Annotated in this window: 14 protein-coding genes and 5 tRNA genes; all 19 read left to right on the plus strand. The window is 41.0% G+C overall.

Features of this window, described 5'->3' with window-relative positions:
* Positions 1-47 precede the first annotated feature (47 nt).
* The 19 genes from F938_RS21950 to rplL all read left to right on the plus strand — a co-directional run bounded on the left by F938_RS21950 (position 48) and on the right by rplL (position 13,333).
* Positions 48-374 carry an H-NS histone family protein gene (locus F938_RS21950; protein ID WP_004826222.1) on the plus strand — a complete coding sequence of 109 codons (327 nt, stop codon included), beginning with the start codon at positions 48-50 and terminating at the stop codon, positions 372-374.
* Positions 375-537: 163 nt separating this feature from the next.
* A complete protein-coding gene (gene gspN, locus F938_RS21955; RefSeq protein WP_005035267.1) occupies positions 538-1,281 on the plus strand; it encodes a type II secretion system protein N in 744 nt (247 codons plus the stop codon).
* The gene (locus F938_RS21960; RefSeq protein WP_005035269.1) at positions 1,281-2,132 is read left to right on the plus strand and encodes a type II secretion system protein N; all 852 of its coding nucleotides are present in this window, start codon (positions 1,281-1,283) and stop codon (positions 2,130-2,132) included. The genes gspN and F938_RS21960 overlap by 1 nt, the downstream gene beginning before the upstream one ends.
* Positions 2,133-2,173: 41 nt before the next feature.
* Complete coding sequence (gspD, locus tag F938_RS21965; protein WP_005035271.1) at positions 2,174-4,420, plus strand: type II secretion system secretin GspD; 2,247 nt, start codon at positions 2,174-2,176, stop codon at positions 4,418-4,420.
* A 173-nt stretch (positions 4,421-4,593) separates the two neighbouring features.
* Positions 4,594-5,352 carry an FHA domain-containing protein gene (locus F938_RS21970; RefSeq protein WP_026040286.1) on the plus strand — a complete coding sequence of 253 codons (759 nt, stop codon included), beginning with the start codon at positions 4,594-4,596 and terminating at the stop codon, positions 5,350-5,352.
* Positions 5,353-5,480: 128 nt separating this feature from the next.
* Positions 5,481-6,149, plus strand: coding sequence for an HAD-IA family hydrolase (locus F938_RS21975; RefSeq protein ID WP_005035275.1), 669 nt, complete (start codon positions 5,481-5,483; stop codon positions 6,147-6,149).
* Between the two features lie 129 nt (positions 6,150-6,278).
* Positions 6,279-7,772, plus strand: coding sequence for an anthranilate synthase component I (trpE, locus tag F938_RS21980; protein WP_005035277.1), 1,494 nt, complete (start codon positions 6,279-6,281; stop codon positions 7,770-7,772).
* Between the two features lie 98 nt (positions 7,773-7,870).
* A tRNA-Thr gene (locus tag F938_RS21985) sits at positions 7,871-7,946 on the plus strand.
* 54 nt (positions 7,947-8,000) lie between these two features.
* Positions 8,001-8,084: transfer RNA gene (locus F938_RS21990), tRNA-Tyr, on the plus strand.
* A gap of 34 nt (positions 8,085-8,118) precedes the next feature.
* Positions 8,119-8,194, plus strand: a tRNA-Gly gene (locus F938_RS21995).
* 12 nt (positions 8,195-8,206) lie between these two features.
* Positions 8,207-8,281: transfer RNA gene (locus F938_RS22000), tRNA-Thr, on the plus strand.
* A 144-nt stretch (positions 8,282-8,425) separates the two neighbouring features.
* Positions 8,426-9,616, plus strand: a complete 1,191-nt coding sequence (tuf, locus tag F938_RS22005) for an elongation factor Tu (protein WP_004718491.1) — start codon at positions 8,426-8,428, stop codon at positions 9,614-9,616.
* A gap of 51 nt (positions 9,617-9,667) precedes the next feature.
* A tRNA-Trp gene (locus tag F938_RS22010) sits at positions 9,668-9,743 on the plus strand.
* Between the two features lie 74 nt (positions 9,744-9,817).
* Positions 9,818-10,258, plus strand: a complete 441-nt coding sequence (gene secE / locus F938_RS22015) for a preprotein translocase subunit SecE (RefSeq protein WP_004826233.1) — start codon at positions 9,818-9,820, stop codon at positions 10,256-10,258.
* 7 nt (positions 10,259-10,265) lie between these two features.
* Positions 10,266-10,799 carry a transcription termination/antitermination protein NusG gene (gene nusG, locus F938_RS22020; RefSeq protein ID WP_004718486.1) on the plus strand — a complete coding sequence of 178 codons (534 nt, stop codon included), beginning with the start codon at positions 10,266-10,268 and terminating at the stop codon, positions 10,797-10,799.
* Between the two features lie 117 nt (positions 10,800-10,916).
* On the plus strand, positions 10,917-11,345 hold the full coding sequence (gene rplK / locus F938_RS22025) for a 50S ribosomal protein L11 (protein ID WP_001074682.1): 429 nt from the start codon (positions 10,917-10,919) through the stop codon (positions 11,343-11,345).
* Positions 11,346-11,348: 3 nt separating this feature from the next.
* A complete protein-coding gene (gene rplA / locus F938_RS22030) occupies positions 11,349-12,044 on the plus strand; it encodes a 50S ribosomal protein L1 (RefSeq protein ID WP_004826236.1) in 696 nt (231 codons plus the stop codon).
* Between the two features lie 362 nt (positions 12,045-12,406).
* Positions 12,407-12,913 carry a 50S ribosomal protein L10 gene (rplJ, locus tag F938_RS22035; RefSeq protein ID WP_004826238.1) on the plus strand — a complete coding sequence of 169 codons (507 nt, stop codon included), beginning with the start codon at positions 12,407-12,409 and terminating at the stop codon, positions 12,911-12,913.
* Between the two features lie 48 nt (positions 12,914-12,961).
* Positions 12,962-13,333, plus strand: a complete 372-nt coding sequence (rplL, locus tag F938_RS22040; protein ID WP_004826239.1) for a 50S ribosomal protein L7/L12 — start codon at positions 12,962-12,964, stop codon at positions 13,331-13,333.
* Positions 13,334-13,533: the final 200 nt, after the last annotated feature.

The raw sequence follows: 13,533 nt of genomic DNA on the forward strand, positions 1-13,533 counted from the left end.
TGTGAATTTATTTTAAATATATTTGCGAAGTTTAATGTGGAGTGTTAATGATGCCTGATATTAGTAATTTATCTGTTGAAGAGTTAAGAAAGTTAACAGCTGAAGCTGAAGCTTTAATTGAAAGTAAAAAAGATCAAGCGATCGAAGATGCTTATAATAAGATTGTTGAAATTGCAGAATCTGCGGGTTTAAGCCTAGAGCAGTTTATTGAGTATGGTGCTCAAAAACGTAAAAAGACAACACGTAAAGCTGTTGAGCCACGCTACCGCAATAAGAAAAATACGGCTGAAACTTGGACGGGTCGTGGTAAGCAACCTCGCTGGTTGGTTGCTGAAATTGAAAAAGGCGCTAAATTAGAAGATTTCTTGATCTAATCTTCATCTAAGTGTCATTCAATGACGATAAAATAAAAGAACCAAGCAAAACTGCTTGGTTTTTTTATACGAGTGAATTGGCGATATGAAAAAATTATGCATAATGTATAAACAAGAGGGCATCATCTTGCATGGAAGAATAAATCAATGATGGTAAAGCTGGATGAATAAAAAATCAAAACAGATGACCTGGTGGATTACTGGAGTTGTCGCTTTTTTAATTTTTGTACTTTTACAAGTTCCTGCAACATGGTTAATTGCTAAATTTTATAAAAATAATCAAACCTTACACAATGTTAGTGGCAATATTTGGCAAGGGCAAGCGGATTGGCATAAAGGTAATTTACGTGGGTCAGTTTCATGGCGTACGCGTCCTTGGGATTTAATCTTATTGCGTGTTGGGGCAAATGTTGAGGTTCATAGTGGACAAACGCAACTTAGTGGGGTTGTGGGCTATGGCTTGGGTAAAAAAATCATTGTTAATCAAATGCAAGGTCAGATTGCTCCTGAAACATTGAAAAATATCGCCAACTGGCAATGGCCTGCAAACGCCATACAGATTTCGGACATGAGCCTTCGTTTTAAAAAAGATGCTGGATTTAGTGATGTTGATGGTCAGCTGCATTGGGCTGGTGGTGAACTTCGCTATACTTTTGGTCAACGGCAAGATCAAATGAATATCCCTTCTTTAAATGCACAGCTAAAAGATGAAGCGGGTAAACTGATTTTTGATATTCAAGATCAACGCAGTCAAAAAATGGCGAATATTAGTTTAGATCCAAGTATGATGTTGGATGTACAATTGACCCAAAGAATGTTACTCAATGTTCCATCTTATGATGGAAAAGCTGGACTGGATACATTTGTGATCAGTTCAAGACAACCACTGATTCAAGGTGGTTTCTAATGAATATAAAAGAACAGTTTGAAAACATTTCTTGGAAAAAAGCAGAACATCTCGCACCTGTTGCCTTATTTATATTGATTTTGGCATTGTGTTGGAAATTAGCCTCTATTTTTTGGTGGGTGGTCGCACCGCCTCAAGTGATGCAACCTGAACAAGTGAGTCTAGGCTCGCAACAAGCACAAGTTCCTAATATTTCAAGTTTTTCCTTGTTTAATGAAGTGGGTTTAAGCGCAACAGCAGATGACAGCATTCCAATGGTATTGCAGGGTGTTGTGGTGAGTTATCCTGCACGCTTTTCATCGGCTGTGATTAAAGTAAAGGAAACGGCAGATCGTTATGTGGTTGGTGAAACCATAGAAGGCACCAGTTATCAGTTGTCAGAAGTATATTGGGATCATATTGTTTTAAGCCAAGGTGGCAATAATAGTAAAGAGTTACGTTTTACAGGTTTGGATAATTTATATCAGCCTTTACCTGGGCAGCCTGCAGATTCGAATATGGCAACACCAACCAGTAATCCAGATCAAGCTGTACCGCCACCACAAAATACCAGTCAGAATGCGTTGGGGCAGGCAATTGATCGAATGAATGAAAATCGAGAACAATATCTAAAGAACATGGGGGTGAACACCAATAGCGGACAAGGCTATGAGGTGACAGAACAAACCCCCGCAGCACTTCGAAATAAATTAGGACTTCGGTCTGGGGATCGCATTCTTTCACTCAATGGGCAGTCAGTCGGTCAAGGACAGAGTGATGTTCAACTGCTAGAACAAGCAAAGCGTGAAGGAAAAGTAAAAATTGAAATTAAGCGTGGTGATCAGGTGATGACCATTCAGCAAAGTTTGTAAGTGGCTAGGACTACAAATAAAATTAGGATAGATAATAAGTTATGGCTTTTTTGACTCACAATCGACCACTCTGGGCTATCGTTGCAGCAGCACCCATGATGGTTGCAGTTAGTACAGCAACATATGCTCAGACGTGGAAGATTAACTTACGCGATGCTGATCTCACGGCTTTTATCAATGAAGTTGCAGATATTACGGGTAAAAACTTTGCTGTTGATCCGCGCGTACGTGGCAATGTAACTGTTATTTCAAACAAACCACTCAATAAAAACGAAGTTTATGACCTATTTTTAGGTGTGCTGAATGTCAATGGTGTTGTGGCGATTCCATCTGGTAATACCATTCGTCTAGTGCCTGACAGTAATGTTAAAAACTCTGGTGTTCCTTATGATCCACGCAACAATGCACGCGGTGATCAGGTGGTCACACGGGTAATTTGGTTAGAAAATACCAATCCAAATGATTTAATTCCTGCACTTAGACCGTTAATGCCTCAATTTGCTCATTTGGCAGCCATACAAGGCACCAATGCGTTAATTGTTTCAGATCGAGCGGCAAATATTTATCAACTTGAAACCATCATTCGTAATTTGGATGGTACAGGACAAAATGATATTGAAGCTGTACCTTTGCAGCAAAGTCAGGCTGAAGAAATCATTAAACAATTGGATGCAATGAGTGCGACTGGCGCATCAAAAGATTTCGCAGGGGCACGGGTACGTATTATTGCAGATGTACGCACGAATCGTATTTTAATTAAAGGCGATACAGGTACACGCAAACGTATTCGTAATATGATTGAAATGCTCGATGTGCCATCAGCAGATCGTTTAGGTGGACTAAAAGTATTTAAACTCAAATACGCCAGTGCAAAAAATCTCTCTGAAATTTTACAAGGCTTAGTCACTGGGCAAGCAGTCAATTCAAATTCAAATAATTCTTCGACCAATAATAATTCTAGTAATAGCAGTAATTTAAACAATAACAGTAATAACTCTTCTTCAAATTCCAGCTCAGGGAGCACTATTTCAACACCTGCGATTAATTTAAATAGCAATTCCAATAACAATAATCAAAACAGTGTCACCAGCTTTAATGCTAATGGGGTAAGTATCATTGCTGATGGTGCACAAAATGCCTTGGTGGTCAAAGCCGAACCACAATTGATGCGAGAAATAGAAGCCGCAATCCAGCAATTGGATGTACGTCGTCAACAAGTGTTGATTGAAGCGACTATTCTTGAAGTATCAGGGAATGATACAGATCAATTGGGTGTGCAATGGGCTTTAGGCGATATTAGTAGTGGTGTAGGGGTTGTCAATTTTTCTAATGTGGGTACAAGTTTAGCTAAATTGGCGGCAGGTTATTTGTCAGGTGGTGCGGCTGGTTTAGGAAGTGCTGTCGGTCCAGGCGCATCTCTTATTTTAGGGGATTATAAAGAAGGAGCAGATGGTTCACGCAAGCTATATGGTGCAGTGATTCAGGCATTAAAAGAACGAACTAAATCAAATCTACTTTCTACGCCGTCTATTCTCACTATGGATAATGAAGAAGCGTATATTGTTGTGGGGGAAAACGTACCTTTTGTAACAGGATCGGTATCTACAGGCACGGGCGGAACGGTCAATCCTTATACTTCGATCGAACGTAAAGATGTCGGGGTCACCTTAAAAGTTGTTCCACATATTGGTGAAGGTGGTTCAATTCGTTTGGAAGTCGAACAAGAAGTCTCAGGGGTCAAATCTAGTAAAGGGCAAGCTCAGGATTTGGTGACCAGTAAACGTGCGATTAAAACCACAGTGCTTGCTGACCATGGGCAAACGGTCGTATTAGGTGGCTTGATTTCAGATGATAGCGAACATTCACGTCAGTCTATACCGTTCTTGGGCGACATTCCTGGCTTAGGGCGTCTGTTTAGAGCAGATGGTAAATCGAATATTAAACGCAATCTTTTAGTGTTTATACATCCAACAATTGTGGGTGGCGATACAGAAATACGTCGTTTATCCCAACAGCGTTATGACCAGCTATACAGCTTGCAATTGGCGATGGATAAAGATGGGAATTTTGCCAAACTGCCTGCCAATGTTGATGATGTATTCCAACAGCGCTTGCCTATTACCTCATCACCAAATACTCAGCCTAAACTGATTCAACCACAGCCGACGGCACAGCCATCCAGTCAATATCAGAAAGTACCCGCAGGTGGCGTAGCAACAAATCCAAACAAAAGCAATGCGGTTACAACCCCTGTTGCAGAGGAACCAAATGATATCCGTAAGCAGTAGCGGATATTTTGAGTGTTAAAATTAGATCAGCTGTTTAATTGAATGTTTAAGATTTACAGTTAATTTGTTGCAATGGCTTGTTTGATTCATGAGCTAAAGTATGGTTTTAAGTTGATTTAGAACTCTAGATATGTCGTGTTAAAATAAATGTAAATTGGAATGAGAGAATGACGATGACTTGGAAATTACAAGCAATTTCAGGTGAGCTAGAAGGACAGGAAGTGACAATTGACCGTGACATGTTGGTGGGTCGCCATCAAGATGCGGATCTTTTATTGCAGTCTGCGGAAATCTCACGTCGCCATGCCGCATTTTTATTGAAAGACGATGCATTATGGGTACAGGACTTAAAGTCATCAAACGGAACTTTTGTGAACGATATACGCATCGATCAAGATAAAATGTTGATGGATGGCGATATTGTTCAATTTGCCAGCATTAAATTCAATGTACTTGCACCTGTAAAAGCAGTTGAAGTGGCTGAGCAAGCTATCGTAGAGCCTACATCTATCATTGCAGATGCTGAACCAGCGATTGCACAAGTTGAACCATCAGTTTCACAACCAGCCGAACAACAAGTACAACAGCCTGCTGAGGCTATTGCAACCGCAGAACTTGATACACCTGTATCAGTTGAACCGAGTGCGGCAGAAAAAATGAGTGAACAGGGCATGCCAGAGCTTTCCGCACGAGATAGCAATGTGCAGATCACTCGTGAAGGAATGCCATCAGGCGTAGCTGTACCTAAGCCAGCTCCAATTCCTGAAGGTGTTGACATTCATACGCCAATAAAACCTGACATTGAACAAGTTAAAGCGCCAGAAGCACGCGTTGAAAAAGAGATAGAAACTCAGAAAAATGCCAAAGTTGGCTTGATGACGGTGGTTGTCTTAATCATTTTGGCAATTATTGCATGGCTGTTGTTTAAATAATCTGTGAATGCGATACACTCAAGGCATGCAATCGCATGCCTTTGTTTTATGTAAAGTCTATACAAAGACTAAAGTTGGATTTTATTTTTAGTGCGATAAGTTTTAAAAAATTATTTTAGGTGTACAGCATGAATGTGGCAAAGCTAGACCAACGTGAACTTATTTTATTTGATTTGGATGGAACATTGGTTGATTCAGCATTTGATTTATATCGTGCTATGAATCTGAGTTTGGCACGTTTAAATCTTCCTTTAGTCACTGAGCAACAAGTCCGCGTTTGGATTGGCAAAGGCACATCATTATTTTGTGAAAGTACTTTAAAATATTTAAAAGGCGAGGTTGATCCCGTATTGCATCAGCAGTTGCTTGATACATTTTTGGAAATTTACAATGCCGAACCATGTGTAGATACTCAGCCATTCTCTGGGATTTTAGCGTTTTTAGATTGGGGAATACAAAATAACAAGAAGCTGATTTGTGTGACCAATAAACCTGAACAGCCTGCCAGAAAAATCTTAGAAGAATTAAAAATGGATCACTATTTTGTTGATGTGATTGGTGGAGATCGTTTTGAAGTACGAAAACCACACCCAAAACCATTGTTGTATTGTGTGGAAACATACCAATCTTCAGTCGATAAAACATTGATGATTGGTGACTCAAGTAATGATGTAGAAGCTGCCCGCCGTGCAGAGGTTGATTGTATTGTGGTCAGCTATGGCTATAATCACGGTGAAGATATTCATCTTTGTCAACCGCAACAGGTGGTCGACGATTTAACAGAGCTTTTGGCTTAACCCCTATATTTGAAATTGTTGTGAGAAAAGGAAAGAGGAATGAATGGAAAAGGTACTTTTCGATGGCGTCACTAAGTGAGCTGTATGCAAATCAATACTTAGTAATATCGAAAATAGAGAGAATTCCTCATGACAACTTTAGCGCAATTTGAACAATTAAAATCGGCGGGATATAACCTGCTTCCTGTTTATCGCCAACGTTTAGCAGATACGGATACGCCATTGTCTGTATTTGCACGGTTACAACAGCACCAACAGGCATATTTATTTGAATCTGTCGAGGGGGGCGAAAACTGGGCACGTTACTCGATTATTGGTCTGGGTGAGTCAACTGTATTTTCCTGCAATGCTGGACAACTTACAGTTAAATTTCCAGATGGGCGAGTTGAGACACAGACATGTACTGATCCATTTCAATATATTCGTGACTTTCAGGCACAGTTTAAAGTGCCTACGCAACAAGATTTACCTGCGTTGCCAAATTTTACAGGCGGCTTGGTTGGGTATTTTGGTTATGACGCAGTACGTTATATTGAACCACGCTTAAGCAATGTGCCTGAAGCTGACCCTGTTGGGTTACCTGATTTATGGATGATGCTGTCAAAGACAGTGGTGGTGTTTGATAACTTAAAAGACACTTTGTTTTTGATCGTACATGCAGATGTTAATGATCCACAAGCTTATAACAAGGCACAACAACAACTCGATGCTTTGGAAGCCATATTGGCAACGCCGATCAGTTTGGTTGCAAAAAAACATACAGCACCACATTTTGAATCTTTAACTGGGCATGACCGTTTTCTAGAGTCGATTGAAAAAGTCAAAGCATATATTCGTGCTGGAGATGTGATGCAGGTTGTACCTGGGCATCGAATGGTCTCGGATTTCGATGGTGATCCATTACAGGTTTATCGTGCCTTACGCCATTTGAATCCTTCTCCTTATTTATTCCTAGTACAAGGACAGACCATTGCTGACCAAAAACCATTTCATATTGTAGGTTCGTCACCAGAGATTCTTTCCCGCCTTGAAAATGGTATTGCGACTGTACGACCACTTGCGGGAACACGCCCTCGTGGAAAAACCAAAGAAGAAGATTTGGCACTGGAAAAAGATTTGCTTTCTGATGAAAAAGAAATTGCAGAACATCTAATGCTGATTGATTTGGGGCGTAACGATATTGGACGCGTTTCAAAAATCGGTAAAGTGCAAGTGACTGATCAAATGGTGATCGAGCGTTACTCACATGTCATGCATATTGTTTCCAATGTGCAGGGTGAAGTGTTGGATGATGTTGACGCTTTGGATGTTTTTAAAGCAACTTTCCCAGCCGGGACACTTTCTGGCGCGCCAAAAATTCGCGCGATGGAAATTATTGACGAAGTTGAACCGGTAAAGCGTGGTATTTTTGGTGGCGCTGTTGGTTATTTAGGCTGGCATGGTGAAATGGACATGTCGATTGCGATTAGAACCTGTGTAATTCGTGAAAATAAAGTCTATGTACAGGCTGGAGCGGGGCTTGTTGTGGACTCAAATCCTGAATCAGAGTGGAATGAAACCCAAATAAAAGCTCGCGCAGTGATCAAAGCGGTTGAATTATCATCAAACGGATTGATTTTATGAGTTTTTGGGGTTTTTTTTAAAAAAAACACTTGCAAGGATTCTGAGTTTTGCTAAACTGCACACCGTTCCGATACGAAACGTACGAAACACTAAGAAACGCCGGCATAGCTCAGTTGGTAGAGCAACTGACTTGTAATCAGTAGGTCCACAGTTCGAATCCGTGTGCCGGCACCATCTTAAAGTTTTGTGTTATAATGTAGAGGAACGGCACTGAAAGTAAGTGTAAATGGTGAGATTCCCGAGCGGTCAAAGGGAGCAGACTGTAACTCTGCCACGAAAGTTTCGAAGGTTCGAATCCTTCTCTCACCACCATTAACTTCGATAAGTGGTTAATTACCAACATTAAGCGGGAGTAGCTCAGTTGGTAGAGCGGTAGCCTTCCAAGCTACATGTCGCGAGTTCGACCCTCGTCTCCCGCTCCATCGAAGATGATTGCTCTTATAGCTCAGTGGTAGAGCACTCCCTTGGTAAGGGAGAGGTCTCGAGTTCAAATCTCGATAAGAGCTCCAGATACAATTTAGTAGATTATTCTACACCAGTTTTTAAAAAGCAGGCTTATTAGTCTGCTTTTCAAGTATTAGGTGTCTAGTTTTTTAGACGATTGTCGATGCTGAGTTGTTTAACTCGTGTTCGACATAAACGAGGAAGAACAAATGGCTAAGGCTAAGTTTGAACGTAATAAGCCGCACGTAAACGTGGGTACAATTGGTCACGTTGACCATGGTAAAACAACTTTAACTGCTGCAATTGCAACTATCTGTGCAAAAACTTACGGCGGTGAAGCTAAAGACTACGCAGCAATCGACTCTGCACCAGAAGAAAAAGCACGTGGTATTACAATTAATACTTCACACGTAGAATACGATTCTCCAATCCGTCACTACGCTCACGTAGACTGCCCAGGACACGCCGATTATGTTAAAAACATGATCACTGGTGCTGCTCAGATGGACGGTGCGATCCTTGTATGTGCTGCGACTGATGGTCCAATGCCACAAACTCGTGAACACATCCTTCTTTCTCGCCAAGTAGGTGTACCTTATATTCTTGTATTCCTTAACAAGTGTGACCTTGTTGATGATGAAGAATTACTTGAATTAGTAGAAATGGAAGTTCGTGAACTTCTTTCTACTTATGACTTCCCGGGTGATGACACTCCAATCATCCGTGGTTCAGCACTTGCTGCACTTAATGGTGATGCTGGTCAGTATGGCGAATCTGCAGTTCTTGCACTTGTTGAAGCGCTTGACTCTTATATCCCAGAACCAGAGCGTGCAATCGACAAAGCATTCTTGATGCCAATCGAAGACGTATTCTCAATCTCTGGTCGTGGTACAGTGGTAACAGGTCGTGTAGAATCTGGTATCGTTAAAGTAGGCGAAGAAGTTGAAATCGTTGGTATTAAAGATACAGTTAAAACAACTGTAACTGGCGTAGAAATGTTCCGTAAACTTCTAGACGAAGGTCGTGCTGGCGAGAACTGTGGTGTACTTTTACGTGGTACTAAGCGTGAAGACGTACAACGTGGTCAAGTACTTGCTAAACCAGGTACAATCAAGCCGCACACTAAATTCGACGCAGAAGTATATGTACTTTCTAAAGAAGAAGGTGGTCGTCATACTCCGTTCCTTAACGGTTACCGTCCACAATTCTACTTCCGTACAACTGACGTAACTGGTGCAATCCAATTACAAGACGGTGTTGAAATGGTAATGCCAGGCGACAACGTTGAAATGTCAGTAGAATTGATCCACCCAATCGCAATGGACCCAGGTCTACGTTTTGCGATCCGTGAAGGTGGTCGTACAGTTGGTGCTGGTGTAGTTGCTAAAGTAACTGCATAATCGCTAAAATGTTTATTCTTACCGAGAGTTTCGGCTCTCGGTTTGCTTATTAGGTCAGTAGTTCAATTGGTAGAGCGTCGGTCTCCAAAACCGAATGTTGGGGGTTCGAGTCCCTCCTGACCTGCCAGTTTTTAAATAAAAAACTTGATGTCGGCTAAACTGGTCATATAATAAGTCGCGAAACCTACGACGAGTACAAAAATGTCGAACGATAAATCACGTGACGCAACAGGCGGCGCGGCAATTCCTCAAAGCAACAATTCAGCTGAAATGGTGAAGACAAGTTCTCCATTTGATTTTATTTTGTGGATCATTGCATTGGCTTTATTTGGCTGTGCTTTGATGACAAATCAATATCTTCCAGCGTATTGGGCACCAGCAAATAGTATCTGGGTGCGTATTGGGGTAATTATAGCTTGTATCATCGTAGCTTTAGGTTTATTATACGCCACCCATCAAGGCAAAGGCTTTGTTCGTTTGCTTAAAGATTCGCGTATCGAATTGCGTCGAGTCACTTGGCCTACGAAACATGAAACAGTAACCACTTCATGGCAGGTTCTCCTCGTTGTTGTAGTTGCCGCAATTATTTTGTGGTGTTTTGACTATATCATCGGTTGGTTTATGAAGTTTATTATCGGGTAAGAGAGCTATGAAACGTTGGTACATTATTCATGCCTATTCAGGCTATGAAAAACAAGTGATGCGTTCACTTAATGATCGAATCCAGCGTAGCGCTGTTGCTGATAGTTTTGGTGAAGTCCTTGTTCCTACCGAAGAAGTGGTAGAAATGAAGGATGGTAAGAAACGTAAATCAGAGCGTAAATTCTTTCCAGGCTATGTATTAGTTGAAATGGAAATGAATGATGAAACTTGGCACATTGTTAAAGAATGTCCAAAAGTATTGGGTTTCATTGGTGGTACAGCTGAAAAACCAGCACCAATTACGCAAAAAGAAGCTGATGCGATTCTTGCACGTGTGCACAACAAAGGTGAAGCACCTCGTCCTAAGACGATGTTCGAGCCGGGTGAAGAATTACTTGTTACTGACGGTCCATTCACAGACTTTAAAGGTGTGGTGGAAGAAGTTCAGTACGAAAAATCACGTTTAACGTTGACGATTAACGTATTTAATCGACCAACTCAAGTTGAATTGGAATTTCGCCAAGTCGAAAAAACAATTTAATTTGAATTGTTCAAAAGCGCCCGATTTGTTATGGATCGGGCATTGTTGTTGTAACGGTATCGTTACTTGAAAACTTGGGGAGCTCTAAAAGGCGTTTGTACCCAGAGGTAATTTGAAATGGCTAAGAAGATTGACGGCTATATCAAGCTGCAAGTTCCAGCTGGTAAAGCGAATCCATCTCCACCAATCGGTCCTGCACTAGGTCAACGTGGTGTGAACATCATGGCATTCTGTAAAGAATTCAATGCTGCTACACAAAAAGTTGAACCAGGTCTTCCAATTCCTGTAGTGATCACTGTGTACAACGATAAGTCGTTCACATTCATCATGAAAACTCCACCTGCATCTATTCTTCTTAAGAAAGCTGCTGGTATTCAAAAGGGTTCATCTGTACCAAACAAAACTAAAGTTGGTAAGTTGACTCGTGCTCAATTAGAAGAAATTGCGACTACTAAAGAACCAGATTTAACTGGTGCTGATTTAGACGCACGTGTACGTACCATTGCTGGTTCTGCGCGTTCTATGGGCTTGGAAGTGGAGCTATAAGACATGGCAAAGTTAACTAAACGTCAAAAAGCCATTGCTGCTGCTGTAGAAGCAAACAAAGTTTATACTTTGGAAGAAGCGGTACAAGTTCTTAGCAGCCTTCCTGCTGCAAAATTCAAAGAATCTTTGGATGTTGCGGTAAACCTAGGTGTTGATCCTCGTAAATCTGACCAAGTTGTTCGTGGCGCGACTACACTTCCTGCAGGTACTGGTAAAACTGTACGTGTAGCTGTGTTTGCTCAAGGCGCTGCTGCTGAAGCTGCTAAAGCTGAAGGCGCGGACGTTGTTGGTTTTGATGATCTTGCTGAAAGCATTCAAGCAGGTAACTTAGACTTTGATGTTGTGATTGCTGCTCCAGATGCAATGCGCGTTGTAGGTAAGTTAGGTACGATCCTTGGTCCACGTGGCTTAATGCCAAACCCTAAAGTGGGTACAGTAACTCCTGACGTTGCAACTGCAGTTAAAAATGCAAAAGCAGGTCAAGCACGTTACCGTGTAGACAAAGCGGGTATCATCCACGCTGCGATCGGTCAAGTAGGTTTTACTGCTGAAGCTGTTCGTTCAAACGTTGAAGCACTTATTGCTGACCTTAAGAAAGCAAAACCTGCGACTTCTAAAGGTATCTACATCCAAAAGATCACTTTGAGCTCAACGATGGGTCCTGGTCTTGTTGTAGACGTACAGAACGTTACTAAATAATTATTTTATAGATAATTATTTGCAATAAAAGAATTTTAAAGTCCTGAGTGAAGTTTAAAACATGGTTTTTAAACTTTGCGCAAAATGAGGAAAGCTTCATTCGAGGTTTTCTCATCTTGTGAGTTGGCAAGGTTTACTTGCTGATGGGTTCTCAGGCGGACTTTGAATTGATAGATGTAAGTTTATCAGCGTCAAAGACCTCAGGCGAGGCAGGTCTCAGGATTTGCTTCTTAAAATACCAGTCTGAGTAGACGCGGTGGTGTGATTGATTCCTCCTCCGCGTGTAAGTTGAGAAATTGACTTGCGAATTGGGAGTGCAGTCCATTTGTGGATTGCATAAATCACCGTTAGGAGGTTTTACAATGGCTCTTCTTATCGAAGACAAAAAACAGATCGTTGCTGAAGTAAATGAAGTTGCTTCTGTGGCGTTTGCTGCTGTTGTTGCTGACTACCAAGGTTTAACAGTAGAACAATTGACTACACTTCGCGTAGAAGCTCGTAAGTTAGGTGTTAAAACACGTATCGTGCGTAACACTTTGGCTAAGCGTGCACTTGAAGGTACTCAATTCTCTATTTTAGATGAGAACCTTGTTGGTCCAACTATTCTAGCTTTTTCAACTTCTGAAGACGACATGGGCGCAGCTGCTCGCTTGTTTGAAGATTTTGCTAAAACTAACAAAGCATTTGAACTTAAAGCTGCTGCATTTGATGGCAAAGTTTATCAAGGTGCAGATGTTAGCGTTATCGCAAATCTTCCAAACCAAGAAAAAGCACTTACTATGCTTGCCAATGTTCTTCAAGCTCCTATTTCGAAATTGGGTCGCCTTATTACAGCACTCAAAGAGAAAAACGAGTCAGAAGCAGCTTAAGCTTAAAAATTTTCACACACCATTCAATATCCATTTGGAGTTATTCTCATGGCTTTAACTAACGAAGAAATCTTAAACGCAGTTGCTGAAAAAACTGTTCTTGAACTTGTTGAACTTATTTCTGCTTTCGAAGAAAAATTCAACGTATCTGCAGCTGCTGTAGCTGTAGCTGCTGCTCCAGGTGCTGGCGCTGCTGCTGCTGAAGAGCAATCTGAATTCAACGTTGAGTTGACTTCTTTCGGTGCTAACAAAGTTGCTGTAATTAAAGCAGTTCGTGAAGCTACTGGTCTTGGTCTTAAAGAAGCTAAAGATCTTGTTGAAGGCGCTCCTTCAGTTGTTAAAGAAGCGGTTTCTAAAGAAGAAGGCGAAGAACTTAAGAAGAAACTTGAAGAAGCTGGTGCTACAGTTACACTTAAGTAATCTTAAGGGGAGTCGATTTTTTTATAATCGGCTCCACAAATTGGCTGATGGCTCTTGGGTCATCAGCCTTTTTGCGTTACAATAATCGGCTCGATTTTAGATTGATTGATATAAAAATCATCAATTTTTAAAATAAATAAACATAATCAAACGCTTACCAATATTTTTCAGTTTTAAAAATATTGTTAAGCGTTTTGTAC

The sequence above is a fragment of the Acinetobacter bereziniae LMG 1003 = CIP 70.12 genome (genome assembly GCF_000368925.1).
Lineage (GTDB): Bacteria > Pseudomonadota > Gammaproteobacteria > Pseudomonadales > Moraxellaceae > Acinetobacter > Acinetobacter bereziniae.